The organism is Ramlibacter monticola, from assembly GCF_016722785.1.
Taxonomy (GTDB): Bacteria; Pseudomonadota; Gammaproteobacteria; order Burkholderiales; family Burkholderiaceae_C; genus Ramlibacter; species Ramlibacter monticola.
The window spans coordinates 452,573-478,170 of sequence record NZ_JAEQNE010000003.1; the positions used below are offsets into that span (position 1 = coordinate 452,573).

32 protein-coding genes and 1 pseudogene are annotated in these 25,598 nt (G+C 69.9%); 19 read left to right on the forward strand and 14 right to left on the reverse strand.

Annotation, left to right across the window (positions count from 1 at the left end):
* Window positions 1-10 precede the first annotated feature (10 nt).
* Together JJ685_RS15650 and JJ685_RS15655 are read right to left on the reverse strand one after the other, a co-directional pair.
* Complete coding sequence (locus JJ685_RS15650; protein WP_201675193.1) at window positions 11-559, reverse strand: hemerythrin domain-containing protein; 549 nt, start codon at window positions 557-559, stop codon at window positions 11-13.
* Window positions 560-713: 154 nt separating this feature from the next.
* A complete protein-coding gene (locus JJ685_RS15655; protein WP_201675194.1) occupies window positions 714-1,601 on the reverse strand; it encodes a LysR substrate-binding domain-containing protein in 888 nt (295 codons plus the stop codon).
* A gap of 117 nt (window positions 1,602-1,718) precedes the next feature.
* Between JJ685_RS15655 and JJ685_RS15660 the strand changes: the two genes are divergently transcribed.
* From JJ685_RS15660 to JJ685_RS15685, 6 genes are read left to right on the forward strand one after another with little or no spacing between them, the layout of a single operon-like run.
* Window positions 1,719-2,468 (forward strand): SDR family NAD(P)-dependent oxidoreductase, encoded by a 750-nt coding sequence (locus JJ685_RS15660; protein ID WP_201675195.1) that lies wholly within the window; start codon window positions 1,719-1,721, stop codon window positions 2,466-2,468.
* Between the two features lie 31 nt (window positions 2,469-2,499).
* On the forward strand, window positions 2,500-3,483 hold the full coding sequence (locus JJ685_RS15665) for a TRAP transporter substrate-binding protein (protein ID WP_201675196.1): 984 nt from the start codon (window positions 2,500-2,502) through the stop codon (window positions 3,481-3,483).
* Window positions 3,484-3,498: 15 nt separating this feature from the next.
* Window positions 3,499-4,017 carry a TRAP transporter small permease gene (locus tag JJ685_RS15670; RefSeq protein ID WP_201675197.1) on the forward strand — a complete coding sequence of 173 codons (519 nt, stop codon included), beginning with the start codon at window positions 3,499-3,501 and terminating at the stop codon, window positions 4,015-4,017.
* Window positions 4,014-5,273 (forward strand): TRAP transporter large permease, encoded by a 1,260-nt coding sequence (locus JJ685_RS15675; protein ID WP_201675198.1) that lies wholly within the window; start codon window positions 4,014-4,016, stop codon window positions 5,271-5,273. The genes JJ685_RS15670 and JJ685_RS15675 overlap by 4 nt, the downstream gene beginning before the upstream one ends.
* Window positions 5,274-5,291: 18 nt before the next feature.
* The gene (locus JJ685_RS15680) at window positions 5,292-6,137 is read left to right on the forward strand and encodes a transketolase (RefSeq protein ID WP_201675199.1); all 846 of its coding nucleotides are present in this window, start codon (window positions 5,292-5,294) and stop codon (window positions 6,135-6,137) included.
* Window positions 6,134-7,141, forward strand: a complete 1,008-nt coding sequence (locus JJ685_RS15685; protein ID WP_201675200.1) for a transketolase family protein — start codon at window positions 6,134-6,136, stop codon at window positions 7,139-7,141. The genes JJ685_RS15680 and JJ685_RS15685 overlap by 4 nt, the downstream gene beginning before the upstream one ends.
* On the opposite strand, the gene JJ685_RS15690 is transcribed toward JJ685_RS15685, so the two are convergent.
* Window positions 7,122-8,222 (reverse strand): hypothetical protein, encoded by a 1,101-nt coding sequence (locus JJ685_RS15690; RefSeq protein ID WP_201675201.1) that lies wholly within the window; start codon window positions 8,220-8,222, stop codon window positions 7,122-7,124. The genes JJ685_RS15685 and JJ685_RS15690 overlap by 20 nt on opposite strands.
* A 190-nt stretch (window positions 8,223-8,412) precedes the next feature.
* Here JJ685_RS15690 and JJ685_RS15695 point away from each other — a divergent pair, with 190 nt between their 5' ends.
* The 4 genes from JJ685_RS15695 (at window position 8,413) to JJ685_RS15710 (ending at window position 11,629) form a co-directional block, all read left to right on the forward strand.
* Window positions 8,413-8,775, forward strand: a complete 363-nt coding sequence (locus tag JJ685_RS15695; RefSeq protein ID WP_201675202.1) for a DUF4148 domain-containing protein — start codon at window positions 8,413-8,415, stop codon at window positions 8,773-8,775.
* An 84-nt stretch (window positions 8,776-8,859) separates the two neighbouring features.
* A complete protein-coding gene (locus JJ685_RS15700; RefSeq protein WP_201675203.1) occupies window positions 8,860-9,537 on the forward strand; it encodes a response regulator transcription factor in 678 nt (225 codons plus the stop codon).
* The gene (locus JJ685_RS15705; protein WP_201675204.1) at window positions 9,534-10,880 is read left to right on the forward strand and encodes a sensor histidine kinase; all 1,347 of its coding nucleotides are present in this window, start codon (window positions 9,534-9,536) and stop codon (window positions 10,878-10,880) included. Before JJ685_RS15700 ends, JJ685_RS15705 begins: the two co-directional genes overlap by 4 nt.
* Window positions 10,881-10,969: 89 nt before the next feature.
* The gene (locus JJ685_RS15710; RefSeq protein WP_201675205.1) at window positions 10,970-11,629 is read left to right on the forward strand and encodes a beta-class carbonic anhydrase; all 660 of its coding nucleotides are present in this window, start codon (window positions 10,970-10,972) and stop codon (window positions 11,627-11,629) included.
* Window positions 11,630-11,665: 36 nt separating this feature from the next.
* Here the strand turns inward: JJ685_RS15710 and JJ685_RS15715 are convergent, their stop codons facing one another.
* Window positions 11,666-12,472, reverse strand: coding sequence for an N-acyl homoserine lactonase family protein (locus JJ685_RS15715; RefSeq protein ID WP_201675206.1), 807 nt, complete (start codon window positions 12,470-12,472; stop codon window positions 11,666-11,668).
* Window positions 12,473-12,683: 211 nt separating this feature from the next.
* A pseudogene (locus JJ685_RS30410) lies at window positions 12,684-13,070 on the reverse strand (GAF domain-containing protein); the annotation flags it as partial.
* A 189-nt stretch (window positions 13,071-13,259) separates the two neighbouring features.
* Between JJ685_RS30410 and JJ685_RS15725 the strand changes: the two are divergent.
* A complete protein-coding gene (locus tag JJ685_RS15725; RefSeq protein WP_201675207.1) occupies window positions 13,260-13,508 on the forward strand; it encodes a hypothetical protein in 249 nt (82 codons plus the stop codon).
* A 25-nt stretch (window positions 13,509-13,533) separates the two neighbouring features.
* Here JJ685_RS15725 and aqpZ read toward each other — a convergent pair whose 3' ends face one another.
* The gene (gene aqpZ, locus JJ685_RS15730) at window positions 13,534-14,256 is read right to left on the reverse strand and encodes an aquaporin Z (RefSeq protein ID WP_201675208.1); all 723 of its coding nucleotides are present in this window, start codon (window positions 14,254-14,256) and stop codon (window positions 13,534-13,536) included.
* Between the two features lie 156 nt (window positions 14,257-14,412).
* On the opposite strand from aqpZ, the gene JJ685_RS15735 reads away from it, so the two are divergent.
* Window positions 14,413-15,915 (forward strand): M48 family metalloprotease, encoded by a 1,503-nt coding sequence (locus JJ685_RS15735; protein WP_236599018.1) that lies wholly within the window; start codon window positions 14,413-14,415, stop codon window positions 15,913-15,915.
* On the opposite strand, the gene JJ685_RS15740 is transcribed toward JJ685_RS15735, so the two are convergent.
* Window positions 15,912-16,469, reverse strand: a complete 558-nt coding sequence (locus JJ685_RS15740; RefSeq protein WP_330901779.1) for a thermonuclease family protein — start codon at window positions 16,467-16,469, stop codon at window positions 15,912-15,914. The genes JJ685_RS15735 and JJ685_RS15740 overlap by 4 nt on opposite strands.
* A 7-nt stretch (window positions 16,470-16,476) precedes the next feature.
* Complete coding sequence (locus JJ685_RS15745; protein ID WP_201675209.1) at window positions 16,477-16,722, reverse strand: hypothetical protein; 246 nt, start codon at window positions 16,720-16,722, stop codon at window positions 16,477-16,479.
* 173 nt (window positions 16,723-16,895) lie between these two features.
* Here JJ685_RS15745 and JJ685_RS15750 point away from each other — a divergent pair, with 173 nt between their 5' ends.
* Window positions 16,896-18,275 carry a TAXI family TRAP transporter solute-binding subunit gene (locus tag JJ685_RS15750; protein ID WP_201675210.1) on the forward strand — a complete coding sequence of 460 codons (1,380 nt, stop codon included), beginning with the start codon at window positions 16,896-16,898 and terminating at the stop codon, window positions 18,273-18,275.
* Window positions 18,276-18,328: 53 nt separating this feature from the next.
* Window positions 18,329-18,880 carry a sugar O-acetyltransferase gene (locus JJ685_RS15755; RefSeq protein ID WP_201675211.1) on the forward strand — a complete coding sequence of 184 codons (552 nt, stop codon included), beginning with the start codon at window positions 18,329-18,331 and terminating at the stop codon, window positions 18,878-18,880.
* Between the two features lie 54 nt (window positions 18,881-18,934).
* Here JJ685_RS15755 and JJ685_RS15760 read toward each other — a convergent pair whose 3' ends face one another.
* Window positions 18,935-19,168: a hypothetical protein gene (locus tag JJ685_RS15760; RefSeq protein WP_201675212.1), complete on the reverse strand. Its 234-nt coding sequence runs from the start codon at window positions 19,166-19,168 to the stop codon at window positions 18,935-18,937.
* Window positions 19,169-19,664: 496 nt separating this feature from the next.
* Here JJ685_RS15760 and JJ685_RS30120 point away from each other — a divergent pair, with 496 nt between their 5' ends.
* A complete protein-coding gene (locus tag JJ685_RS30120) occupies window positions 19,665-19,931 on the forward strand; it encodes a cupin domain-containing protein (RefSeq protein ID WP_201675213.1) in 267 nt (88 codons plus the stop codon).
* Window positions 19,932-19,974: 43 nt separating this feature from the next.
* Here the strand turns inward: JJ685_RS30120 and JJ685_RS15770 are convergent, their stop codons facing one another.
* The 3 genes from JJ685_RS15770 to JJ685_RS15780 are packed head-to-tail and all read right to left on the reverse strand — an operon-like array spanning window position 19,975 to window position 21,657.
* A complete protein-coding gene (locus JJ685_RS15770; protein ID WP_269117404.1) occupies window positions 19,975-20,646 on the reverse strand; it encodes an aspartate/glutamate racemase family protein in 672 nt (223 codons plus the stop codon).
* A 10-nt stretch (window positions 20,647-20,656) separates the two neighbouring features.
* On the reverse strand, window positions 20,657-21,346 hold the full coding sequence (locus JJ685_RS15775) for an ArsR/SmtB family transcription factor (protein ID WP_201675215.1): 690 nt from the start codon (window positions 21,344-21,346) through the stop codon (window positions 20,657-20,659).
* Window positions 21,343-21,657, reverse strand: coding sequence for an NIPSNAP family protein (locus JJ685_RS15780; RefSeq protein ID WP_201675216.1), 315 nt, complete (start codon window positions 21,655-21,657; stop codon window positions 21,343-21,345). The genes JJ685_RS15775 and JJ685_RS15780 overlap by 4 nt, the downstream gene beginning before the upstream one ends.
* A 199-nt stretch (window positions 21,658-21,856) precedes the next feature.
* On the opposite strand from JJ685_RS15780, the gene JJ685_RS15785 reads away from it, so the two are divergent.
* The 4 genes from JJ685_RS15785 to JJ685_RS15800 all read left to right on the forward strand — a co-directional run bounded on the left by JJ685_RS15785 (window position 21,857) and on the right by JJ685_RS15800 (window position 24,030).
* Window positions 21,857-22,006 (forward strand): hypothetical protein, encoded by a 150-nt coding sequence (locus tag JJ685_RS15785; RefSeq protein ID WP_201675217.1) that lies wholly within the window; start codon window positions 21,857-21,859, stop codon window positions 22,004-22,006.
* Between the two features lie 89 nt (window positions 22,007-22,095).
* The gene (locus JJ685_RS15790; protein ID WP_201675218.1) at window positions 22,096-22,494 is read left to right on the forward strand and encodes a hypothetical protein; all 399 of its coding nucleotides are present in this window, start codon (window positions 22,096-22,098) and stop codon (window positions 22,492-22,494) included.
* A 152-nt stretch (window positions 22,495-22,646) separates the two neighbouring features.
* Window positions 22,647-23,288: a hypothetical protein gene (locus JJ685_RS15795; RefSeq protein WP_201675219.1), complete on the forward strand. Its 642-nt coding sequence runs from the start codon at window positions 22,647-22,649 to the stop codon at window positions 23,286-23,288.
* 421 nt (window positions 23,289-23,709) lie between these two features.
* A complete protein-coding gene (locus JJ685_RS15800; RefSeq protein ID WP_201675220.1) occupies window positions 23,710-24,030 on the forward strand; it encodes a hypothetical protein in 321 nt (106 codons plus the stop codon).
* A 13-nt stretch (window positions 24,031-24,043) separates the two neighbouring features.
* Here JJ685_RS15800 and JJ685_RS15805 read toward each other — a convergent pair whose 3' ends face one another.
* A complete protein-coding gene (locus JJ685_RS15805) occupies window positions 24,044-24,361 on the reverse strand; it encodes an ATPase with chaperone activity (RefSeq protein WP_201675221.1) in 318 nt (105 codons plus the stop codon).
* A gap of 162 nt (window positions 24,362-24,523) precedes the next feature.
* Window positions 24,524-25,540, reverse strand: coding sequence for a TGS domain-containing protein (locus tag JJ685_RS15810; RefSeq protein ID WP_201675222.1), 1,017 nt, complete (start codon window positions 25,538-25,540; stop codon window positions 24,524-24,526).
* Window positions 25,541-25,598 lie beyond the last annotated feature (58 nt).

Here is a 25,598-nt window from a genome sequence, read left to right on the forward strand (position 1 = left end):
GCGCTTGCGGCTAGGCGTCGGCAGCCTCCTGCTGCCGGTGCCGCTGGTGCAGCGCGTGCCCGAGCGCGGCCATGGACTCGCTGTCGCGCCCGAGGACCTTCTGTGCCAGCGGCAGGAAGTGTTCTTCCTCGAAATGCGCATGCGCGAAGAAGTGTTGCACCATGTCCTGGATCAGCGCCGCATCCATGGCGCGGACTTCACCGCGCGCCACCGCTTCCACCTCCGGCTGCAGCTGGGCCCAGCGGGCCTCCATGTCGCGGTGTTCGCCCACGAGCTGGTCCACCATCGCACGCACCTTGTCGAACTCGGGGCCGGATTCGGCCGCGCGCAGCACCGCGGGGAAGAGCTCGTTCTCCTCTTCCGCGTGGTGTCTACTGACGCCGTGGCCGAACATCTTCAACAGGTCGTTGGCCATCACGCGCGCCTTCGCCGCGGCTTCGACCAGTTCCGGCAGGTAGAGCGCGGAATGCAGCTGCGCCACGAAGTCGTGGTGGCATTCGGAAAAGCCCGCAAGCGAAGCGTCGATGTGGACCGGATGGGGGCTGTCGGTGTAGGGCATGGCAGGCTCGTGTTGCGCGCAGGTCTTTCGCGATTCAATCTACTGGCCGGGATGCCGCATCGAATGACCTGGATCAGTCCTCCATGTTGCACATCGTCACCATTCCGGCGAATCCGGTGAAAGTGCGCGCTTCGCGGGATCGCGTGCCCCGGAGCTATTTGCTCTTCGCCGCCTCCGAGTGAAGCCAGGCGAGAAAGGCTTCCACTGGCGGCCGCCGCGCATGGCGGGGCGGGTAGACCGCGAAATGCGCCTTGAGCTTCACGGCCTTGTCCAGGCCGAACACGGGCCTCAGCTTGCCATCCGCCAGGTGCCCGGCCGCGATGGTGGTGCTTTCGAGGGCCACGCCGAGGCCCTGCATGGCCGCGTCGAGCGCCATCTGCGCCCGGTCGAAGCGAACCGCGAAGCGCTCGGGCGCGCGCTGGTCCGAGACGGCGGCAAACCAGTCTGACCACTGCACCACGCTCACGTTGCTCTGGATCAGCGGCAACTCCAGCAGCTGCTCCAGGCGCTTGAGGCGGTGCTCGCGGATGAACGAGGGGCTCGCGAGCGGCACGATGCGCTCCTCGAACAGCGGCTCCACTTCCAGGCCCGGCCACTGCGGCACGCCGTAGCGGATGTCGATGTCCGCCTGCCCCAGCGCGAAGTCGCTGTGCGTGTGCGCCGCCGAGAGGTTCAGCGAAATGGCGGGATACGCCTGCGCGAAGGCGCGCAGGCGCGGCATGAGCCAGAGGCTCGCGATGCTGGGCGCCGAGTGCACGTAGAGGCTGTTGCTGACCCCGTGCCGCAGGTCCTCGGTCGCCGAACTGAGGGCCGCCAGGGCCCCGCCGACGCGCGCCAGGTACTGCTCGCCCGCGACGCTCAGGCGCACTCCATGGGCACTGCGCTCGAACAGGCGCACGCCGAGCTCCGACTCCAGCCGTGCGACCTGGTGGCTGATGGCGGACGCGGTGAGGTGCAGTTCCGCCGCCGCAAGGGCGAAGCTGCGCCGGCGTGCAACGGCCTCGAAGGCCAGCAGGTTGGTGACGGGCGGGACGGCAGCCATAGGGTCAACCCCGGTGTCAGATGACGAACCGTCATCCTAGCGTGAAGATATATCGCTTGTCTTCAGCTTGGGCGGCACCGACCATTCGCCCACGCCAACCCACCTGGAGACTTCCCGATGCTTCTGAAAGACAAGGTCGCCGTCATCACCGGCGGCGCCGGCCCCAACGGGCTGGGCTTCGCGACCGCCCGCCTCATGGCGGAGCAGGGCGCGAGGATCGCGATCCTCGACCTCGCGCGCGCCGAGCCCGAGGCCGCCGCCGCGCGCCTGGGAAGCGGCCACATCGGCCTGGTCGCGGACGTGACCGACAAGGCCTCGTGCGAAGCCGCCGTCGCCGCCGTGCTGCAGACCCTCGGCCGCATCGACGTGCTGGTCAACAACGCCGGCATCACGCAGCCGGTGAAGACGCTGGACATCACCGGCGCCGACTACGACCGCATCCTGGACGTGAGCCTGCGCGGCACGCTGTACATGTCGCAGGCCGTGCTGCCCGCGATGCGCGGCGCCCGCAGCGGCTCCATCGTCTGCATCTCCTCCGTCTCCGCGCAGCGCGGCGGCGGGATCTTCGGCGGCCCGCACTACTCCGCCGCCAAGGCCGGCGTGCTGGGGCTGGCGAAGGCGATGGCGCGCGAATTCGGCATCGACGGCATCCGCGTCAACAGCGTCACGCCGGGCCTGATCGAGACCGACATCACGCAGGGCAAGCTGACCGAAACGAAGAAGGCCGAGATCGCGGAATCCATCCCGCTCGCCCGCCTGGGCCGGGCCGCGGACGTGGCGGGCGCCTGCGTGTTCCTGGCCAGCGAACTCTCCGCCTATTGCACCGGCATCACGCTCGACGTGAACGGCGGCATGTTGATCCACTGAAGACCCACCCGATTCCCGAGGAGACAAACCCATGCACCGTTTCACTTTCACGCGCGCCCTGCTGGCGCTCGCCGTCGCCGCTGCGCTCCCGATGGCCGCCCATGCGCAAGCGGTCAAGTTCACGCTGGGCCACGGCGCAGCCCCCGGCAACCCGCGCCACGAAGCAGCGGTGCGCTTCGCGGAGCTGGTGAAGACGAAGACCTCGGGGCGCATCGAAGTCCAGGTGGCCCATTCGGCCCAGCTGGGCGACGACGCCGCGATGGTCACCGCGCTGCGGACCGGCGCACTGGACCTGTCCGCGAACTCGCAGGGCGCGGTGGCGAATGCCGTCCCCGAGTACGCCGCCTATGGCATGCCCTTCCTGTTCGCGAGCCCAGCGCAGGCCTTCAAGGTCCTGGACGGCCCCCTCGGCAAGGAGCTGGCCGATCGCTCGGCGGACAAGGGCATGGTGGTCCTCGGCTACTGGGACAACGGCATCCGGCAGATGACCAACAGCAAGCGGCCCCTGGCGAAGGTCGAGGACGTGAAAGGCCTGAAGATGCGCACCCCGCCCGACACGGTGCTGGTGGAGATCATGCAGGCACTCGGTGCGGACGCGCAGCAGATCAAGTTCTCCGAGCTGTACGTCGCCCTGCAGCAGGGCGTGGTGGACGGCCAGGAGAACCCGCTGGCGAACATCCAAGCCAGCAAGCTGTACGAAGTGCAGAAGCATCTCGCGCTCACGAACCACCAGTTCCAGATGACGCCCTTCCTCATGAGCAAGAGGACCTGGGACAAGCTGGCCCCGGCGGATCGCAAGGTGGTGCAGGACGCCGCCGCCGAAGCCACCGCGCTGCAGCGCCGACTCTCCGCGGAAGCGGAGGCGAAGCTGCTTGCCGACCTCAAGGCGCAGGGCGTGCAGGTCACGACGGTGGACCGGAATGCTTTTGCGGCCGCCACCCAGAAGGTGACCGACAAGTGGCTGGCGGGCCCCATCGGCCCCTATCTCCGCAAGATCGTCAGCGCGGCGCACTGAGGGCAGGAGGTTCCCGTGAACGTCTTCATTGCTTCCGTCGACCGCGCCATCGGCGCAGGTTGCCGCCTCGTCCTGTACGCGACGCTGGCAGTGACCTTCCTGATCCTGAGCGCGAACGTCGGCCTGCGCTACGCGATGGGCAGCAGCCTGGCCTGGGCCTCCGAGCTGCCCGAGCTGCTCTTCCCCTGGATCATCATGGCGGGCGTCGTGCTCGCCGCGCAAGGCGGCTCGCACATCGCGGTCGTCCTCCTGACCCAGAAGCTGGGGCCCAGCCGGCGCTGGGTGCTGGCCGGCGGAGCGCTCGTCGTGGCCGCGCTGTACCTGGGGCTCTGCTGGGCCGCATGGCCGCTGGCGGAGATTTCGGCGGACGAATACAGCCCGATCCTGCACGTCCCGGGCGCGGTCACCGTGGCCTGCCTGATGACCGGCTTCGTCCTGCTCGCGGTGACGACGCTGGTACGGATCCCCGCGCTGCTGGCCGCCGATGCGCCGGCCGCCGAAGACCCCGAACTGCACCTGGGAGTGTCCGCATGACCGTCCTCATCATCGGCTTGTTCGTCGTCGCCGCGCTGGCGTCGATCCCGATCGCGCACGCGCTCGTCCTGTCGTCCGTCGGCGCCCTGCTGGTGCTGGGCAAGGTGCCGGTCGATCTCGCCGTGCAGCAGATGATTTCGCAGATGCAGAGCTTTCCTCTCATCGCGATCCCGTTCTTCATGTTGACGGGTGCGTTGATGGTCAGCGGCAAGCTGGGGCAGAGCCTGGTCAACCTGCTGTCGATGCTGATCGGCCGCGTCCACGGCGGCCCCGCGCAGGTGGGCGTGCTGTCGTCGACGATCTTCGGCGGCGTCTCCGGTTCGGCCGTGGCCGATGCCTCGGCGATCGGCTCGATGCTGATCCCCTGGCTGAAGAAGCTGGGCTATCCGGCGCCCTTCGCTGCGGGCACGCTGGCGGCGGCGGCCACGATCGACATCCTGATCCCGCCCTCCATCCCGATGATCGTCTACGCGCTGGTGTCGGGTGCATCGATCGGGGCCCTGTTCGTCGCGGGCATCCTGCCGGGCCTGCTGATGTGCGGCGGCTTCATGCTGGTCTGCTACGTGCAGGGCCGCCGCCGGGGCTTCCCGCGCGACGACTCGCCCTTCCATTGGCAGGCCTTCGGCACGCAGCTGGTGCAAGCCGGCCCCGCGCTGGCCATGCCCGTGCTGATCATCGTGTTCCTGCGCTTCGGCATCGCGACGCCGACGGAAGTGAGCGTGATGTCGACCCTGTATGCCCTCGTGGTCTCGGGGCTGCTCTATCGCGACCTGAACCTCGCCAAGCTCCGGCACGCCGCGATCGAGGCGGGCATCTCCACCGGCGTGGTGCTCCTGATCATCATGGCGTCGAGCATCGTCGGCTGGATCGTGACCTACGAGCAGTTGCCCGCCGCATTCACGCGCTTCGCCACCGAGACGCTGCAATCGCCGTGGCTGATCATCCTCGCGATGAACCTGATCATGCTCGCCACGGGCATGTTCATCGACCTGCCGGCGGCCGTGCTGCTGCTCACGCCGATGTTCGTGCCGCTGGCCGCCGCGGTCGGCATGGACACGATCCAGCTCGGGATCATGATGATCGTCAACCTGTCGATCGGCCTGTACCACCCGCCCATCGGCACCACCCTCTTCATCACCAGCTCCATCGCGAAGGTCCGCATCGGGGACGTGGTGATCGAGCTCATTCCCTTCTATCTCGTTGCCATCGGATTGCTGCTGGGGTTTGCCTACCTGCCCTGGCTGACGTTGCGTTGAACTCCCGTGAGGATGAACATGAAAGAACTCCAGAACCTGCGCCAGAGCGCCTACCGCATCCGGCGCTATGCGCTGCGCATGGGTGAGGTCCAGGGCCAGGGCTACATCGGCCAGGCGCTCGGCTACGCCGACGTGCTGGCCGTCGCCTACCGTCACGCGCTGCGCCTGCGGCCGTCGGAGCCGCAGTGGGAGGGGCGCGACCGCTTCCTGCTCTCGCATGGCCACTACGCGATCGCGTTCTACGCCGCGCTGATCGAGGCCGGCGTGATCCCGGAAAGCGAACTGGACACCTATGGCAGCGACGACAGCCGGCTGCCGATGTCGGGAATGGCCACTTACACGCCGGGCATGGAGATCTCCGGCGGCTCGCTGGGCCAGGGCCTGCCCATTGCGGTGGGCATGGCCCTGGGGCTGCGGCGCAAGGAAAACCCCGCCTTCGTCTACAACTCCATGTCGGACGGGGAGCTCGACGAAGGCTCCACGTGGGAAGCCGCGATGGCCGCGGCGCACCACGGGCTCTCCAACCTCGTGTGCCTGGTGGACATCAACAACCAGCAGGCGGACGGCCCCTCGGGCAAGGTGCTGGGCTTCGAACCGCTGGCGGACAAGTGGGCGGCCTTCGGCTGGCACGTGCAGCGCGTCGACGGCAACGACCTGGCCGCGGTGCTGGAGGCCTTCGATGCGGCGCGCGCACTGCGCGAGGCCAGGCCACGCGTCATCCTCTTCGACACGCTGATGGGCAAGGGCGTCCCCTTCCTGGAGCAGCGCGAGAAGAACCACTTCATCCGCGTCGATCCGCCGGAATGGCAGGAAGCCATCCGCATCCTCGACGAATCGCAGCAGACCGAAGGAGTCCCCGCATGAACACCGCCGTCGCCGAAAAGAAGCCGCGCCTCACGACCTCCGCCATGATCGCCTCGATCGCCGCCGAAGGGCAGCGCGTCAAGGCGGCGCCCTTCGGCAAGGCCCTCGTCGAACTGGCGGCGACCCGCCCCGATATCGTCGGCATGACGGCGGACCTCGCCAAGTACACCGACCTGCACCTGTTCGCCCAGGCCTATCCCGAGCGCTTCTTCCAGATGGGGATGGCCGAGCAGCTCCTGATGGGGGCGGCCGGCGGGCTCGCCAAGGAAGGCCTCGTGCCATTCGCCACCACCTATGCGGTGTTCGGCACGCGCCGCGCGTACGACTTCATCCACCAGGTCATCGCCGAGGAAAACCTGAACGTCAAGATGTGCTGCGCCCTGCCGGGACTCACCACGGGCTATGGACCGAGCCACCAGGCGACGGAGGACATCGCGATGATGCGCGGGATCCCGGGGCTCACCATCGTCGATCCCTGCGACGCGCTCGACATCGAGCAGGCCGTGCCGCAGATCGCCGCGCACCAGGGGCCGGTGTACATGCGCCTGCTGCGCGGCAACGTGCCGCTGGTGCTGGACGAGTACGACTACCGGTTCGAGCTCGGCAAGGCAAAGCTGCTGCGCGATGGCGCCGACGTCCTGGTGATCTCGAGCGGCTTCCTGACCATGCGCGCCCTCGAGGTCGCGCGCGATCTGGCCGCCGACAAGGTGGACGTCGCCGTGCTGCATTGCCCGACGATCAAGCCGCTCGACGAGGCCGCCATCGTGGAAGCGGTGCGCTACCGGCATCGCCTCGTCGTGGTGGCGGAGAACCACTCCATCGTGGGCGGGCTCGGCGAAGCGGTGGCGAGCACCCTGCTGCGGCACCGCGTGCAGCCGGCCGGCTTCCAGCTGGCGGGTCTGCCGGATGCCTTCCTCGATGCGGGCGCGCTGCCGACCCTGCACGAGCGCTACGGCATCAGCCGCGAGGCACTGGGCGCGCGCATCAAGCGCTGGCTGGACTGAGTCCACCCAGGCGCAGCCCGGTGAGGTTCATGCTCGCGAGGGTGAACTTCGAGCGCAGCTGCCCGCCCTCCAGGAACAGCTGGAGGGTGAGCCGCGCGGCGATCTCGCCGCAGCGCACCTCCGTGCCCCTCGCGCGCAGTACCGCGTCCCGGGCCGACAGGGCGCTCATTTCGACGGTGAGCCCCTGCCCCACGGCTTCCGAGTGGATGCGCACGGCGTTGCGTCCTTCGGCGCGCCCCACGAGATCGGCTTGCACGCCGGGTGCCGCGAGCCTGCCGTCGCCCGCTTGCACTTCGCCGGAGAGGGCCGTGCGACCGAGCAGCAGGCGCGCCTGCTCGGTCATGCCCAGCCCGCGCTCCACCAGGGCGTGGCCCAGCAGCCATTCGCCGAACGCCTGCAGTTGCAGCTTGCCGCGGTCCGTGACCCACGGCCCCAGCAAGGCGCCCCGCCGCTCGAACTCCACGCCGCAGACCGGCGCAGTCGGGAACTGGTAGAGATAGCTGCGCCCGTTCGGCGCGTCGACGTAGAAGCCCATCCGGCTCACGCCCATGCGCGAATCGGGGCCCACGTGTTCCACCGTCGCGTCGTTGAAGTGGATCGCGCCCTGGCGGATCGGCACCGTGACGTCGGCGTCGAACAGCAGGTGGGCGTCGACGATCTTCCCTCGAAGGGTTCCGTCGGCCGCGGCGAGGGGCCCGAGGGACCAGGCGCTGCTGGCCGGCTCGCCCGCGGCGGCGGGGTTGGACCGCTGCGGAAGGATCACGGGCCCCTGCACCGTCACGCCCGAGAGTTCGGCACTCTCCGCGACCAGGGAGCCCAGGTGCGGCCGTCCGTCGTCGAAACGGACCTGCCCCGCGAGCTTGTGGACGGCAATGCGGCCGATCTCCAGCGTGAGGGGTCCGGACGCAAGACGCAGGGCCGTCGCCTCCAGCCTCCGGGCCCTGAACTCCAGCGCGCCATCCTGCGCGGAACTCCACGCGAGGCCGTCGAGCAGGCAACGGTTGCCGGTCTCCGGGTCCGTCGCTCCGAGCTCCAGGCCCAGGACGCGGTCGAGGAGCGAGGGCGGGAGCGCGGTGGTCATGGAATTCTCCTGCTGGCGAGGCTGACATTCTCCCCGGCCCCTGACCGCGGCGGGGGCCAACTCACGCCCAGCTAAGACAAGGCTCAGAGTCGCCTAACGACCGGTTCCTACAGTGCACGCACGGCTGGCGCAGGCATCGAAGCCCTCCGCAGCCGGGAAGAAACCCCTTTTGCCACCGTGAGGAACCGTCATGAACCGCTATCTTCTTGCTTCCCTCCTGGCCGTCGCCGCCGCCTCCACCAACGTGGCCTTCGCCGACGACCCCACGGTCGAGACGCACCGCTTCGTGCCCTCGATGACGCGCGCCGACGTGCAGGCCGAACTGCAGCAGTACAAGGCCGGCGGCGTGAACCCCTGGTCTACCAGCTACAACCCGCTGGCCCGCTTCACCAGCGGCAGGACTCGCGCGGACGTCACGGCCGAATACCTGCAGTCGCGCGACGAGGTCGCCGCCCTGAATGCGGAAGACAGCGGGTCGGCGTACCTGGCCGTGCAGGCGCGTCGCGTGGCGTCCACGCCGGTCCTGGCCGGCCGCGCGGTGGACATGCACTAGCGCGCAGGGGAGGGGCCGAGCTTGGCCCCTCCTCATGTCCGGCTAAGACAGCGGTGCTAGTGTGTGCGTCCGGGAGTGGCGATCATGCGAGTGCTGCTGGTGGAAGACGACGAGATGATCGGCCACAGCCTGCGGGAGGCCCTCTCCGCGCAAGGCTGGTCGGTCGACTGGGTGAAGGACGGCCTGCTGGCGCAGAGCGCGTGGGCGGACGGCGACTACGCCTGCGTGCTGCTGGACCTGGCGCTGCCCAAGCGCGATGGCGTCGAGGTGCTGCGCCAGGCACGGTCCCGCGGCGACGCGACGCCCGTCCTGGTGCTGACCGCGCGTGACGGCGTGGACGACCGCGTGCACGGCCTCGACCTCGGCGCCGACGACTACCTGCTCAAGCCCTACGAGATGCGCGAGCTGCTCGCCCGGATGCGCGCCGTCATCCGGCGCCGCGACGGCAGCGCGCATTCGGTCATCGGCAGTACGGCCGTGCAGCTGGACCTGACCACGCGCGAGGTGATCCTGCAGGGCGAGCGCGCGCAGCTCTCGGCGCGCGAATTCGCCCTGCTGCACGCGCTGCTGGAGCGCCCGGGCGCGATCCTGTCGCGCGAGCAGCTGGAGAACCGCATCTACGGCTGGGGCGAGGAAGTCACCAGCAACGCGGTCGACGTCCTGATCCACGGCATGCGCCGCAAGCTCGGGCCCGACACCATCCGCAACGTGCGCGGCCTCGGCTGGCGCGTGGCGGCGGCCGGCAGCGGAGGGGCGGCATGAAGTACCACGTCTTCCCGCGCGGGCCGATGTGCTCGATGCGCCGGGCCCTGCTGCTGTGGCTCGTGCCCTTGTTCCTGGCCGTGGGCGTTCTGGGCGCGGGGGTGTCTTACTGGTCGTACGCGCACATGGTCAGCACCTTCATGGACGACCAGATGCTGCAGCTGGCCTCGACGGCGGCGGACAACAAGAACATCCAGCCCATGCCCCAGAACGCCGAGCGCGTACTGAAGAAGGGCGCCTACGTGGTGCAGACCTACGATGGCGGCGCGCTGAGGGTGAGCTCCTGGCCGGAACTGCGGCTGGGGCTGCAGGACGGCGAAGGTTTCCACGACGTCGAAAGCGGCGGCCATTCCTGGCGCGTGTACACCTTGCCCTCGGCCACGCCGGGCAGCGCGGTGCAGGTCGCGCAAAGCGAGGGCTTCCGCTCCAAGCTCGCGGCCGAGCGGGCCGGCTCCGCGATCCTGCCGATCCTGCTGCTGCTGCCCCTGTCGATGCTGGCCCTGTGGGGCGTGGCCCGGGCCATGTCCGCCGCGCTGCAGGACATCGGCCGGCGCACGCTGCAGCAGGACGAGCACAGCATCGCCGAGCTTCCACTGGACAACGTGCCGGCGGAGATCGCGCCGCTGGTGAGGGCCTTCAATACCCTGCTGCGGCGGCTGCGCGATGCCTTCGCCACGCAGCGCCGCTTCGTGCAGGATGCCGCGCACGAACTGCGCACGCCCATTGCGGCCCTCGGCCTGCAGCTGGAAAACATGCGGCAGGACGTGAACTGCGCCGCCGCCGCGCACCGCTACGCGCAGCTGGAGGCGGGCGTGAAGCGCGCGCAGCGCCTGGTCGAGCAGATGCTGCGGCTGTCGCGCCAGGAGGCCGCGCGCGACCAGGGGCCCTCCGTGGTGGACCTGCAGGTCCAGCTGCGGGACAGCATCAACACCCTGATCGGACTCGCCGACCAGCGCGGCATCGACCTCGGCCTGGTGGGCCCCGCGCCGGGTGCGACGCCGCTCACCCTGCGCTGCGCGCAGGGCGACCTGCGCAGCCTCGTCGACAACCTGATCGACAACGCGCTGCGCTACACGCCGGAAGGCGGCATGGTGGACGTGCGCCTGCTGCAGGAACAGGGCCGCGTGGCCGTGGAAGTGGTGGACACCGGTCCCGGCATCCCGCAGGAACTGCTGCCGCGCGTGTTCGACCGCTTCTTCCGCGTGCCGGGGATCGGCGGCAGCGGCAGCGGCCTGGGCCTCGCGATCGCCCAGGCGGCGGCGCAGCGCGCGGGCCTCCTGCTGACGCTGCGCAACCGGCAGGACCGCAGCGGGCTGATCGCGCGGATCGAACCGGCGACTTAGGCCCTCCTGCCTTGTCAAGCGATCGTGCCGCCGCGCCGGTGGGTACGATCCGCCTCGCCCCTTTCTTCTGTTTCAAGGAGATGCGCGCCATGGCGAATTCCACCACCGATGTCCTCCTGGGCCACAACGGACGGTACGCGGGCGGGGAGGCGATCCACAAGCCCGGCCATCCCGGCAGGCAGCCGATCCGCCCCGCCAGGCGGGTGGCGGTGCTGGCCTGCATGGATGCGCGCCTCGATGTGGAGGACCTGCTCGGACTGCAGACCGGCGAGGCGCACATCATCCGCAACGCCGGCGGCGTGGTGACGGAAGACGCGCTGCGCTCCCTGATCATTTCCCACCACCTGCTGGACACGCAGGAGTTCATCCTGATCCACCACACCCGCTGCGGCATGCTCGCATTCACCGACGACCTGCTGAAGGCGGGCCTCGAAGGCGATGCGAATTCCGCCCGGGTGCTCGCACAGGCAACGAAGCGCGCGTTCGTGAGTTGCGGGGAGTGCGCTGCATCGCCCTCGGCCTTCCATGCCTTCCGCGGCCAGCCCGAGCCGCTGGATGCGCCGCCCGACGCGACGAACCGCGAGCGCCTCGCGTGGGACGTGCGGCGAGGCATGTCCGCCATCCTGAACCACGCGTGGATCCCGACGGAGGGCCCCGACGCGATCACGGTGCGGGGCTTCGTCTACGACGTGGATACCGGCGCGCTGCAGGAAGTGAGCTACCCGGGGCCGATCGGGCCCGCCGGCTGACGCTCCGGAGGGGTCAGAACTTCCAGCTTCGATGCGCTATCGCGCTGCCGTGGGGAAGGGCGGCAGCTTGCCGATGTCGCGCGGGTCGTGCTGGATGATCACCGTGGCCTTCAGGTTCTTCTGGATCTGCTTGAGCCGCTCGAGCGAGGCGATCGTCTCGGCCCGGTCGTAGTTGAAGCCCGGCACGCCGTTGTTCTCGTAGTTCTCGTGGAAGTGCGCAGCGTCGCCGCTGAGGAGGACGGGCCCCTTCTCCTTGAGCCGCACCAGCAGCGCCTGGTGCCCCGGCGTGTGGCCCGGCGTGCGCAGGATCACGACGCTGCCGTCGCCGAAGACGTCCTTGTCCGCCGCCTGGGTTTCGATCTTGCCGCCGCCGCTGATCCAGTGCGTGAAGCCGGCCACGTTGGCGCCCGCCATGGGCTTGGGCGCCGTGAGTGCGGCCCACTCGCGTTCGCCGATGAGGAGCGTCGCGTTGGGCAGCGAGCCGAGCTGGCCCGTGTGGTCGGCGTGGAAGTGGCTGATGCCGACGAATTTCACCTGCTCCGGCTTCACCTTCATCTGCGCCAGCTGCTCGAGCAGGGTGATGGTCGGCGCATTCGGATTCGAGCCGGGCAGGTAACCCGTGTCCCACACCATGTAGTCGTCGCCGTGCCGGATCACGTAGCAGCTGAACGTGAACGGCACGCGCGGCTCCGTGTACGCGAAGGTGTCGCTGAAGCGGCGCTGGTCGTTGAAGCCGTTGCCGCAGTCGAGCCGGGTCAGGCTCACTTCGGCGGCCGGCTGGCCGGAGGCGGTCAGCCCGGCAAAGGCACTCGCGATCACCAGTGCGGAAAGGATCCGACGCATGTGTGTCTCCGTGGACGCTGGTTGGGAAGGGCCGAGAGTGTGCCGCAAGCCCCGCGGCGGCGCTATGGGGACGTCGCGCCCTGGGCCAGCAGCGGAGCCTGCCGTCGCAACTCGCCGGCGAATCCTCCTGCGTGATCAGCGCGCCGAGCATCCCGCAATAGGCCGCCAGCGACTCGAGTTCGAGCCGCGTGGGCTCGAAGCGGTTGGCGAAGTGCACGGACACGGCTCCGACGACCTCCCGGCCGGGCGCGAGGATGGGCGCCGAGATCACGGACCGGAACGGCACGGTGCGCGCGATGGCGCGCAGGTGCGCGAATTCCTCGTCCGTTTCGATGTCGGAGACGAACACCGTCTCCAGTGCGCGAACGGCTTGCGCGCACACGCTTCCGCAATCGAGGGACAGGCGGCCAAGCGACTTCAGGAAAGCGTCGGGAAGGCCGCGCTGCTCGACGATCACCAAGTGCTGCTCGGCATCCATCAGCTGGAGATTCCCGCGCTCCGCCCCATGCAGCGCGACAACGTCATTGAGCGCCGTATGCAGCTGCTGGCGCAGGCCGCTGGCACCGCGCAGCCTGTGGAGCATGGGTTGGAGCAGCATGCGCCGGATTGTCCCGGCGGGCGCTGCTCGCTGCAGTGGGGCCAACCCGGGTGCGCTTGCGCACGGCGACGACACGGCCGGGCTGCCGGGTAGGGCTTTCGACCATGCGATCGTCCGGGCTTGGCTGACGCCGGCGCGTCGTGCCGTGCCCTACGCTGGCCCGGACCCCCGTTCCCGAAAGGAAAGACCATGCAGGAAAAAGCCGCCGACCCGCATCCGCTGAGCGACCTCGCCTACGACTGGATCACGCTCATCCAGAACAAGGCCCAGGCCCTGATGGCCTACGACCAGTACATCAAGGACGCCGAGGCGGCGAAGTCCCCCGAATGCGCGGCCTTCTTCCGCAAGGTGCACGACGCGGACAAGGCCCAGCTGGCCGAAGCGAAGCAGCACCTCGTCGCGGTGCTGCAGGGGAAGATGGGCGCCGGCTCGAAGTAGCGTCGGCGGCGGCCCGCCGGGACGGTCAGGCGTGGGCCTGGCCGGTGACGACAGGCTCGCTCTCGGTTTCCCAGAGCGCCCGGTAGGCGTACCCGCCGACGAGCGCGCCGGCGAGCGGAGCGACCCAGAACAGCCACAGCTGCTGCAGCGCCGCGCCGCCGACATACAGGGCGGGGCCCGTGCTGCGCGCCGGGTTCACCGAAGTGCCGGTGACCGGGATGGTGAGCAGGTGGATCAACACCAGCGTCAGCCCGATGACGAGCCCGCCGAAAGCGCCCGGCGCGCGCCGGTGCGTGGCGCCGAGGATCACGACGAGGAACACCGCCGTCGTCGTCACCTCGCTCACCACGCCCGCCAGCAGCGAGTACTTGCCCGGGGAGAACTCGCCGTAGCCGTTGGATCCCAGCCTTGCCGTCGCGGGATCGAATCCGGGCCCGCCGCTCGCGATCATGTAGAGGATGCCGGCGCCCGCGATCGCGCCGGCCACCTGCGCCGCGATGTAGCCGGGCACGTCCGCACCGCGGAACCGGCCGCCGGCCCAGAGCCCCACGGTGACCGCGGGGTTGAAGTGCCCGCCCGAGATCGGCCCGAGCGCGTACGCGCCGCTCACGACCGCCAGGCCGAAGGCGAGCGAGATCCCCAGGATGCCGATGCCGAGTTCGGGGAAGCGGCCGGAGAGCACGGCGCTGCCGCAGCCACCCAATACGAGCCAGAACGTTCCCAAGGCTTCCGCGACGAGCTTGCGCATGGCGTCTCCTCGATGCGGTTCCCATGAAACGCCGCCGGCGCGGCGCGCTGAATTGGACTTTGGTCCCATGCGTCGCGCACGGTCGGCCATGCGCGCGCTTCCACGCCTATGCTTCAAGCCGAGCCCGCCATGGGCCGCGACCGGTGGAGGTTCGCCATGAGCATGCGCCCCATTCGCCCGCTGTTGATGGCAGCCTTGCTGCTGTCCGCTTGCGGCACCCCGATGGTGAACCCCGCCACCGGGCGCACCGAGCGCCTGGTGATGGACGAGGCGACCGAGATCAAGGAGGGCGCCAACTCCCACGAGGAGGTCCTGAAGGAGTACGGCGTCTACGCCGATCCGCGCCTGCAGGCCTACGTGGACGGGCTGGGGCAGAAGCTCGCCGCCCAGTCGCACCGCGCCACCCTGAAGTGGACCTTCACGGTGCTCGACAGCCCCGAGATCAATGCCTTCGCGCTGCCCGGCGGCTACGTGTACGTCACGCGCGGCATCATGGCCTATCTCGAGAGCGAGGCCGAGCTGGCCGGCGTGATGGGCCACGAGATCGGCCACGTCACCGCGCGGCACGGCGCGCAGCGCGCGACGCGCGAGAAGACGGCCGGCATCGGCGTCATGGCCGCCACCGTGCTCGGCGCGGTGCTCGAAGTCGGCGGCCTGAGCGGCGCCACCAACCTGGCCAGCCAGGTGTCGCAGACGGCCGCCGCCGGCTTCATCGCGTCGTACAGCCGCGACCAGGAGTCGCAGGCCGACGAACTGGGCGCCGAATACCTGTCTCGCAACCGGTACGACCCGCAGAACATGGTCGACGTGATCCGGGTCCTGAAGAACCAGGAACAGTTCGCCATCGACGCGGCCAAGGCGGAAGGCAAGCAGGCGCCGTCCGGGTCGAACTGGCTCGCCTCGCACCCGGCCAACGACAAGCGACTGGCCGGCATCAAGGCTTTTGCCGCCCGCTACAAGGGCCAGGAAGGCTATGCCGACGACGGGCGGGCGCGTTACCTGCAGGCCATCGCCGGCATGACCTTCGGCGAGAGCGCCGAACAGGGCTTCGTGCGCGGGCGCGACTTCTTCCACGAGCCGCTGGGCATCGCGCTCACGGCACCGCAGGGCTGGAAGATCCAGAACTCCGCCGAGGCCGTCGTGCTCGTCAACGGGGCCGGCGACGCCGCCCTGGTCGTGCGGCCGGTGCCCGCGAAGGCCGGCAACACGCACGAGGAGGTGATCCGCAACGTGCTGCAGCCCGTCGACGGCCGCACCGAGCGGCGCACGATCCACGGCATGCCCGCCACGCACTTCAACGGGACGATCCGCAACGAACAGGGGCAGACCCGGCCCGTGGCGCTGACCGTCGTCACCGGCCCGGGCGAGCGCAACTACTGGCTGCAGTACGCGGCGAAGAACGCCGACGCCCGCAAGCGGGCCGACGCCGGCCTGAAGGAGGCCGAGTCCTCGTTCCGGCTGATGTCGCCGGCCGAGCGCGCGGCGGCCAGGCCCCTGAAGGTGCAGACGGTGCCTTATCCGCGCGGCGGCTTCACCGAGTTGGCGAAGTCATCGGCCCTGCCGCCGGCCAAGGCGGAGGCCGAGCTGAAGTTGCTCAACGGCGTGTACGGCGGCGGCGCCGAACCGAAGCCGGGGCAGATGGTGAAGGTGGTGAACTAGGGCCGCTGCGCGTGCGCGTTTGCGTGCGCGTGGGCCTGCCGGCGGAATTCCCAGGGCGGCGTCGCGCCCGGCTCGGACCAGAGCCCGCGCCGCTCTTGCCGCGCCGAGGCTTCGGCGTCGGCGTAGAGCCGGCGGTCCGCCGGCGACTGCTCGCGCGCGTAGGCCACGTAGTGCCAGGCGAAGCCGCGGCGCACCTGCTCGCGGTTCACGTCCAGGTCGCCGACCAGCACCTTGCCGACGAGGCGCCCGTAGCGATCGGTCTTGCGGCCCTCGATCCGCACCGGGCGGCCGTGAACGAGCCGGTCGAGGCTCTGCTTGGAGCGCTGCCCGAAGGCCTGCCGCTTCTCGGGCGCGTCGATGCCAGCCAGCCGCACCCGGTGCTGCGCGAGGCCCGCGTCCAGCACGGTCAGCGTGTCGCCGTCGGCGACGCCGACGACCACCCCTGACAGGCTCGCCGCGGCGCAAGGCAGCGCGCAGAGCAGGGCGCCGGCGAGCGCCCACGCCCAGGCGCGCCGGGCCCGCAGGTTCAAGGGCTGGCGGGGAAGGCGGCCCACCGGCCCTTCAGGCGGCCGGCCCGGTGTCGTGGACGCACTTCTTCACGTTGCTGTTCTTCGCCGCGCCGGCCAGCTTCTTCTCGGTGGCGGCCGTTTCGCACTTCGCCTTGGCGTCCTTCTCGCACTTCTTCACGAACGAGTTCTGCGCGGCGCCGGACAGCTTCTTCTCCTTGGCGGCAGCCATGCAGGCGGAATCGGACGCGTGGGCGACGAAGGCAAATGCGGCGAGCGCCAGGACGGCAAGTTTCTTCATGGGGGGTCTCCGGACAGCGCGGGGTGCGCAAGGGAATTCTTGCACAGCTGTCCTGTGATGAAGTCCACGCGCCCAGGGGCGCGTAGTGGCTATCGCGACGGCGGGTCCCCGGTCCGGCGCATGGGACGGAAGGCCTATAGTCACCCGCCGGCCTCCTTCCCACACTCCACGGCATGAAGCTCGTCGAGGCGATGCGCGATACCCGCGAATCCCTGCGCGAATTGCTGCTGCCGGCCGCCCCGGTCATCCTGCTGGCGATCGGGCTGCTGGTGCTGGCGTACTTCTGGCTGGACCCCAACCCTCCCAAGCGCGTCGTGCTCGCCACCGGCCTGGCGCGCAGCGCCTACGACGAATTCGGCCAGCGCTATCACGACGCGCTGGCCCCGTACGGCGTCGAGGTGGTCCTGCTGCCGAGCCAGGGCTCGCTGGACAACCTGCAACTGCTGCGCGAAGGCCGCGCCGACCTCGCCTTCGTGCAGGGCGGGAGCAACGACCCCCCACCGGGCCGGGAGGAGTCGCTCGTCACCCTGGGCAGCCTGTTCCTGGAGCCCCTGTGGCTGTTCTACCGCGAGGACGTGTACCGCGACGAGGTCGCGCGCAAGGCGGGCGCGCGCCACCTGCTCTCGCTCACGCAGCTGGAAGGGCTGTCGCTGAACGTGGGCAGCAGCGGCACGGGCGTGCCGGTGCTCATGGACAAGCTGTTCCGCGCCAACAAGGTCGACTCGGGCCGGCTGCAGCTCACCCGGCTCGAGGAGACGCCGGCCACGGCCGCCCTGCTGGACGGACAGCTGGACGCGCTCGTGTTCGCTTCCGCGCCCGAATCGCTGATGGTGCAGATGCTGCTGGCGACGCCCGGCGTCAAGCTGATGGACTTCAGCCAGAGCGAGGCCTACTCGCGCCGCTTCCCCTTCCTGACGCCCGTGGTGCTGCCGCGCGGCGTGGTGGACCTGGCGCAGGACCAGCCCCCGGACGATGTGCGGCTGGTCGCCACGACGACCGAGCTGATCGCCCGCGAGGGCACGCACCCGGCGATCCTGCAGCTGTTCGCGCAGGCCGCGAACGACATCCACGGGCCGGCCGGCTGGTTCAACCGCGCCGGCGCCTTCCCCGTCACGCAGCGCAGCGGCTACATGGTGTCGCGCGAGGCGGAACGCGTCTACCGCTCCGGCCAGCCCTTCCTGCAACGCTGGCTGCCGTTCTGGATGGCCAACCTGGTGGAGCGGATGTGGATCGTCTTCGGCCTGGTCGTGGCGCTCGTCCTGCCGCTCTCGCGCATCGTTCCGCCGCTGTACACGTTCCGCATCCGCCGGCGCGTGTTCCGCTGGTACGGCAAGCTGCGCGAGCTGGAACGCCAGCTGCAGCTGCACCCGGAGCGCGCCCCCGAGCTGCTGCGCGAGCTCGAGGCCCTGGACAACCGCACCGAGCGTATCGTCGTGCCGCTGGCGTACGTGGACGAGTTCTACGAATTGCGCAACAACATCGCGGCGGTGCGGCGCAGGGCCTGGGTGGCCGCCGAGGCCTCGGTCCCCGCCACCGGGGCCGAGGCGTCGTGATCGCGGCGGCGTCCTACGGGGCCCTCCGGGCCGGGCCGGCCCAGAATGGCCGGATGAAGACCGAGCGCGAGAAGATGCTCGCCGGCGAGCTTTACAACGCCCAGGACCCCGAGCTGGTGGCCGGCCGCGAACGCGCCCGCGCGCTGGCGCTGCGCCTCGGCGAGCTGGCGTACGACCATCCGCGGCGGCGCGGCCTGCTCGAGGCGCTGTTCGGCGCCGGCGGCGACACGGTGTTCGTCACGCCGCCCTTCTTCTGCGACTACGGCACGCAGATCGAACTGGGCGAGAACGTCTACTTCAACTTCAACTGCGTGCTGCTGGACGTGTGCACGATCCGGATCGGCGCCCACACCCTGGTCGGGCCGGCCGTGCAGATCTACACGCCGCTGCACCCCTTCGACGCGGCGCTGCGCCGGCGGCAGGAGTACGGCAAGCCCGTCACGATCGGCTCGGACGTGTGGATCGGCGGCGGCGCGATCATCCTTCCCGGCGTGCGCATCGGCGACCGCACGGTGATCGGCGCGGGCAGCGTGGTCACGCGCGACCTCCCGGCCGACGTCTTCGCCGCCGGCAATCCCTGCCGGGTCGTGCGCCCGCTGGCATGAAGCGGCGCGGGCCGGGCTCCGCGCCGCCAAGTGCGCGCCCTGGCGGGCGCTCTCTCATTGCAGCAGGTGCGCTTCCTCGGGAACGCAGAACTCCGCCTCCGGCTCCCCGGGAGGTCCAGATTCCAGCCTGTAGCTGGCGCTTGCCCCGGGCTCTTCCACGCGCGGGGCGCGGTCCGACAGCGCCCGCCGAGGCTTCGTGATCGGCTCGGTTCCGCTGCCTGAGGCCGCGGAGATCTCGATACCGAGGTCGCAGTCGGCGGTCCGCCGGTGGGTGTTCTTGATTCGCATGGCTCTTCCTCCGTCTGCACTGCGTTCCAGTGGGTTCCGTCATCTCGCCGGGTCCAGGCCGTCGCAGCGCTGCCAGTGCGGCGCGGCGAAGGCCTTCGCGAGGCGACCATCTACTTCGTGCGGAAAGCCTCGCGGCCGTGGCTGCGGGCCCGTCGGGGGAACCGCGGCGTCGTGCGCCGCGTTGTGTATGTATCTGAGTGTTGCAAAATCGGTGCCAAATGTAAAGCGTCGCTCAAGATTGAGCGAGGCGACATTTGAGTGGCGAAAGCCGTACGGGCCTGCACCTGCCAGGTGCGCGCGCGGTGAGAGTGGTGGGGATTCCCCGTAGTCCAGGCCCACGGCGATGCCTCGCGAATCCCCTGCCACGTCAGGGACAAGCGTCCGGCTTGCCGGCGCCTGCGTATCCAGCATGCCGCGCGCGCAGTGCCGTGCGGGCTCCCATCGTCCGCAACGCCGCCATGGCGGAAGAGGTGGTCGAGGATGCCTACTACCGGTTGTGGCGGCAGGCCGCGTGCTCTGGCAGCACGGAGGGCAGGCCGCGATGCTCTATTACGCGCGGCCGGGCGCATCGGTCCCGATGCACACGCACGGCCACGACGAGGAATGCCTGATGGTGCAGGGCGAACTGTTCCTGGACGACATGCTGCTGCAGGAAGGCGACTACCAGCTCGCGCCGGCCGGCACGGGCCACCGCATCACCGAGACGGACACGGGCGTGGTGATCTATGCGCACGGGGACCTGGACCTGAAATTCGTCGGCTGAAGCCCCGCGGAAGGGGCTTCCCATAACGATCGAACCCACGCGCTCACCTTCCGGCCCCGAGAGCCTCCCACTCCGCCAGCAGCAAGGTCTCGATGTCGTGCACCGGTCGACCCGTCGCCCGCGCGACCGCGTTCCTGTACGGCGGCATGTTCGTGCACTCCAGGACGATCTCGGCCACCTCCGGGTGGCGGCCGACGAGACGGAGCGCGGCCGACACGACGTCCCGCTCCGCCTGCGCCAGGTCCATCGTGCTGTCGTTCGAGAGGATGCGCCGGTGGAACTCGCAGCCGGGCTCGACACCCTGCAGGGGCGTTCCGGCGGGAACGCCGGCGGCATCGAGAACGGCAGGCGTCAGGGACGCAGCGGCGATCGTCAGGATGCCGGGCCGGCGGCAGCGGGACACCTGCAGCAGGCTGGAGGTGACGACGGGCACGGCGAGCGCGCGCGACAAGGTCGCCTGCCAGCTCGCCAGGAAGCCGCAGCTGGTCGACAGCAGCGATGCGCCCTGGCGCTCCAACTCCAGTGCCGCGTCGAGGAAGGGTTGCAGCAGCGCGGGGTCCGCTTCGTTGACCACCCGATGGGGCGAAGCGCCCCGCACCGTCGCGAAGCGCACGGGAATGCCGGCGCGCCCGTACGTTTGCGGATTTCCCACGTCGCCGACCGGCCGCGGGAACCGCGTGTCGAGCATCAGGATGCCGAGGAAGCCCTGGGGCAAGGCGACAGCCTCAATGGCCCGCCGCGCGCAATCGCGGCAGCAACTCCTGCTCGCCTCGCGGCGTGAGGTCCACCACCCTTCCATGCGTCCGGCGCAGCCAGCCCGCTTCGAGGAAGTGGCCGAAGATCTCGTCGGCGAGCTGGCCCGCGAGGTGGTCGCGACGCTCCGACCAGTCCAGGCATCGGTACGCATACCGGCGCCGGCCGCTGGGCGGGCTCGGTTGCAGGCCCATGGCCTGCAGCCACGTGCAGCCGGCCGGCGTCAGCGCATAGCCCTCCGCTGCGTCTTCCAGTCCGCCGCGCGACACCAGGGCCTCGAACAGCTGGATCGCCAACTGCCCGGCCAGGTGGCCGTAGCAGCACCGGGCGCGGCGCAGGCGCCTGCGTTCGGGATGCGACCAGCTCCGGTCGTGCTCGTCGCGCTCCGCCACCAGGGCAAGCGCCTCCAGCGCATGCGCCACTTCGGCATCGGCGAGCCGGAAATAGCGGTGCCGCCCGCGGGGCTCGCAGACGACGAAGCGGGCATCCAGCAGCTTGCCCAGGTGCCCGCTGGCCGTGGCCGCCGTGACCGAGGCGGCCTTCGCCAGTTCGCCGGCGCTGGCGTACTCGCCCGACAGCAGGTAGGCCAGCATGCGCGAGCGCGCGGGGTCGGCCACCAGGGCGGCGACGCGGGCGAGGCGGGGTTCGTGCGATGCGGTCATGGGGCGGCGGGCACATTCTCCAGCCAACTGCGCTCTTCGCGGAGAATGAAACGCTCCGCCTGCGCTCGCTCGAAGTTGGCACGACCGTCGGGGTCGGCCTGGAGGGCGGCGCGGTAGCGCTCGTAGCCGGCCAGGTCCTCGAAGCCGACCAGGCCCCAGGCCACGTCGTTGCTGCCTTCGTGCGGCAGGAAGTAGCCGATCAGGTGGCCGCCGCAACGGGGAATGACGGCCGACCAGGCCTCGGCGTAGCGCCTGAAGGCTTCGCGCTGGAAGGGGTCGATCTGGTAGCGGATGAAGCAGGTGATAGCCATGGCGTTCGCTGGTGGGTTGCGATGGCACGCACTGTGCGCCGCCGAGCCGGTGCAACGCTTCGGTCGAGGCCGAAGCGTCGCGGCCGCCTGCTGCTCGACTGCATCCCGTGTCCGGCATGTTGACCGACGGCAACGCGCAAGCTGCGTTCCCGTGCCAATCTTTCACTTCCCATCAACCCATCCGAACCGAGGCCACGCCATGCGACTGCTTTCGTTCCGCGCCTGCCTCCTTGCCACCTTGCTCCTGCTCGCGGGCTGTGGCAGCGCGCCCATCGCGCAGATGTGCGATCCCTTCGAACCACCCAACTGCGCGCAGCACGCCAGCTACGTGATCGTCCATCCCGATTGAAGCGGGAGTCGGTGCGCCGCGTCCACTCGGGCCGACGTGCCGACCCGCTCGTGAACTCGCCATCTGACAAGGACGTGAGGAGGGACTGAATGCTGCAGCGGCGAACTTTCGTGTCGAGCATCGCTTGCGCGGGATTGATTGCGGGTGCCATCGGGACTGCAAGCAGCGTGCGGGCGCAGCGTCCGGTGCACCCGATCGTGCGCCCGCCTCGCCCCGGAGGACCGCTCGGCCCGGGCCGCCTCGACACGGGCGCGGGCGTGGCGTCGGGTCCGCTGCCGGGGGTCTTCGTCGTCGTGGCCGTGGACACCCAGGCCGACACGCTGCAGTTGCGCGACGAAGGCGGCCGCACTGGCGTCGTGCACGTGCAGGGCGACATGTTCGACCTCGCCTCGCTGAAGCCGGGCGACGAGGTGGAGGTCGACTTCCTGGTGCCCCAGCCCGGCGACACCAGGCTGGAGGCGGGTGGCCTCTGGAAGGTGCAGCGCTGAGTCGCGACCGCGGCCCTCGGTGGTTGTGGGCCGGACTGGCGATCGCGTCCTGGCTCAGCTTGCGAGGCGCGCGAGGCGCGCGAGCCCGCTCGAAATGTAAAACCGGTTTGCGGACGCCACCGACGGCGGGCTGGCGCGCGAGAATGGGACCTATGTCCAATGGCGCGCCGACTCCTTCGCGCGACCATCACGGTCTGGAGGTCGCCGCGATGTACCGGCTTCACCTGCTTGCATTCTGCGTGACGCTGGCCGGCTCGCTTGCCGCGCCGATGGCCACCGCAGCCGACTGGGGCTACCAGATCGGAACGCGTCTCGGCGATGGTCGCGACATGGTCATGCGATCGTCCGCCACCGGCACCGTCACTGCCGTCGATGCCGAGGCGCGCCTGATGGCACTGAAGCTTGCCGCCGGCAGCATGATCTTCCGCCTGGACTCGACGATCCCCAACGTGGAGCAGATCCAGGTCGGTGGCCACGTACGGGTAGGCTACGTGGCCGGCTACCTGATCAAGGCGCGCAAGGGCGCCACGGAGCCGCGCAAGCCGCCGCTCCCGGTGGCCGTCGAAAATCGCGAGTCGCCAGGCATCGATGCCTACGAGCCTCCCCTCACCTTCGCCGCCGACGTGGTGTCCGTGGACCGGACCAACCTCAAACTGCTGCTGAAAGTCCCCGGCGGGCAACTCGAGGACCTCTCGGTCTACGACCGAAGCTCGCTCGTCGGCGTGCGCGCCGGAGACCAGATCTGGGTCTCCATGCTCCAGGCCGTCGCGCTGGACGTCACCATCCTTCCCTGAGCGCCTGCTCCGCAGAGCGGATGTTTCTCCCTCTCCCTGCGAGGGGGTGTCGGGGTGAGGTCGCCCGCGGCGTGCCGCCGCTACACCTGTAAGTGCTGTGTGGATTGGCCGGCAGGCGCAGGCGCGCGAGGGTGCTGTTCACGATCGTAACCAGGGCGCGACCCGATCGATGCTCGCGCGCTGTCCAGGCGCCTCCAGGCTTTGCCATCAGCGGGCGATGCGCACACCGGCCTCGCGCCACACACAGTGACATCACCGTGGAGGATCCGCGGCTCGGCTGCGGTCCGGAACTTCCCCGTGGACCGATTCCGTCACGCGCGGCAGGCAACCCGTAAGCCGGGTAAGAGTGCGGCGCAGAGCGCTGCGAAGGCCCTTCTTGCCCCTAATCTGCGGGGTCCCTGTTCTCCTCCAAGGAGTTTTCATGAAACGTCCGAATGCATTCCTGTTCGTTGCCGCGGGCCTGGTCGCCGGCCTCGCGTTCGCGCAGCAGCCGCAAGGCATGGTCAAGGTCGATCTCGGCACGGTGGCCAACACGGTCGCCAAGAACATGAACGTCGAAGCCGAGAAGATCCCGGCCTCGGTGCAACTCCCCGTCGGGATCGCCGCCACGACCTGCGGTGTTCCGGCGGCCAAGCTGGCGCCGGGCGCCGGCGGCGAGATGGCGTCCTGCCAGGCGACCACCACGTCGGTGGTGCTGGAGGAATTCCTGGGCAAGCAGCTGAAGGCCGCCCCGAAGCAATAGCGCTTCCCGCGCGCTAAGCCTGCGCTGGTCGAGGCAGCTCCCAGCCCAGCACCTCGGCCAGCCGCGTCACCACCCACGAGACCTCGCCCGGCTCCAGGCCGGTTCCGGCATCCGAGAGCGCGAGCTCCATCCGCGCCAGCGTCTCGCGCTCACTGCCGCCCGACTTGAAGTGCGCGCTCGCCGCCTGTTCGGCGGAGAGCTGCGCGAGGTCCTCGCACAGCTCGTAGCGCGCGCGCACCGTGGGCATCGGTTGCAGCAGGCGATGCCCGCCGGGGGAAGTGAAAAGCGCCAGGAAAGATGGCGGCACTTCGATCTGGTTGAAGTCGTCCATGCGTGCGGGAAGTAGAGCCTGTCGAAGCATAGCGGCCCCGCGCCGATGCGGAATGCCCCGCCTTCCGCGCGCAATTCCTCGACTGCCTGGCCAGCGAGGCCCACGAGAGCCGCTGCCGGGTGCACTTCTGCCTCGCCCGTCGCGCTTGATGCGCCAGGCGCCTCAGGCGTGCAGTTCCACCACGTCGCCGTCCTCGACGACGTGCTCCGGGCCGACGTGCTGGCCATCGAACGCGGAGTGGCCCCACACGCGCGCATAGCGCAGCGAGCGCGCCACGTCGCCATGGACCTGCCGGGCCACGTCGCCCACCGTCTGGCCGCGGCGCAGCGTGAACGGGCGATGCTTGTCGGCGGCGTGGCCGGGCAGCTTCGTATAGACGCGCACGATGCCCAGGTGGCGGAACAACCACGGCCCGACCTCCCCCAGCCCCTGCGCGCTCTCCGCCGAGACGGCGAGCATCGGCCACTGCGCGCGGCTCAAGTCCCGCAACACCTGCAATTCGGCGTCGGCGTCGGCGCTGCCGTCGGCCTTGTTCGCCAGCAGGAGGGCGGGCAGCCGCAGCGCGAAAGGGTCTTCCTCCAGGGCGGAGGGGTCCGCATCGCCGGGCCAAGGCCCTCCCAGCGTCACGCGTTGCTGCGCCAGCACGTCCTGCACGGACTGCAACTGGTCGACGCACTCCGGGTCGCCGAGGTCCACCACCAGCAGCGCGGCATCGGCCGTCTGCAGGGAGTTCACCAGCCAGGGCACCGGATGCTCCGCGCTGACCGGCGGCAGGTCGACCAGCTGCAAGTGGACGTCCTCGAAGGGCAGCATCCCGGCCTCGGGATACTGCGTGGTGAAAGGGTAGGGCCCGACGTGCGCGCTGGAACCGGTCAGCCGCGCATGCAGCGACGACTTGCCGGCGTTCGGCGGGCCGAGCAGCGCCAGCTGGGCGGCCCCTTCGGGGCGGATGACGAGCGTGGGCCCGCCGTGGACCCCGCCCTTGCGCAGGCCGCCCTCGATCTGGTCCGCCAGGTCCTTGATCCGCGCCTTGATGTCGGCCTGGAGGTGCTCGGTGCCCTTGTGCTTGGGGATGGTCCGCAGCATCTCGCGCAGCGTCCCCAGCCGTTCGTGCGGGTCGCGCGTCTTGCGGAAGGCAGCTTCGGCCGCCTTGTACTCGGGCGAGAGGTTGGCGGGCACGCCCCGACCTTAATGCAGCGGCCGCGCCGCGTCGAGCACGGGCCGAGGGAGGCGTATT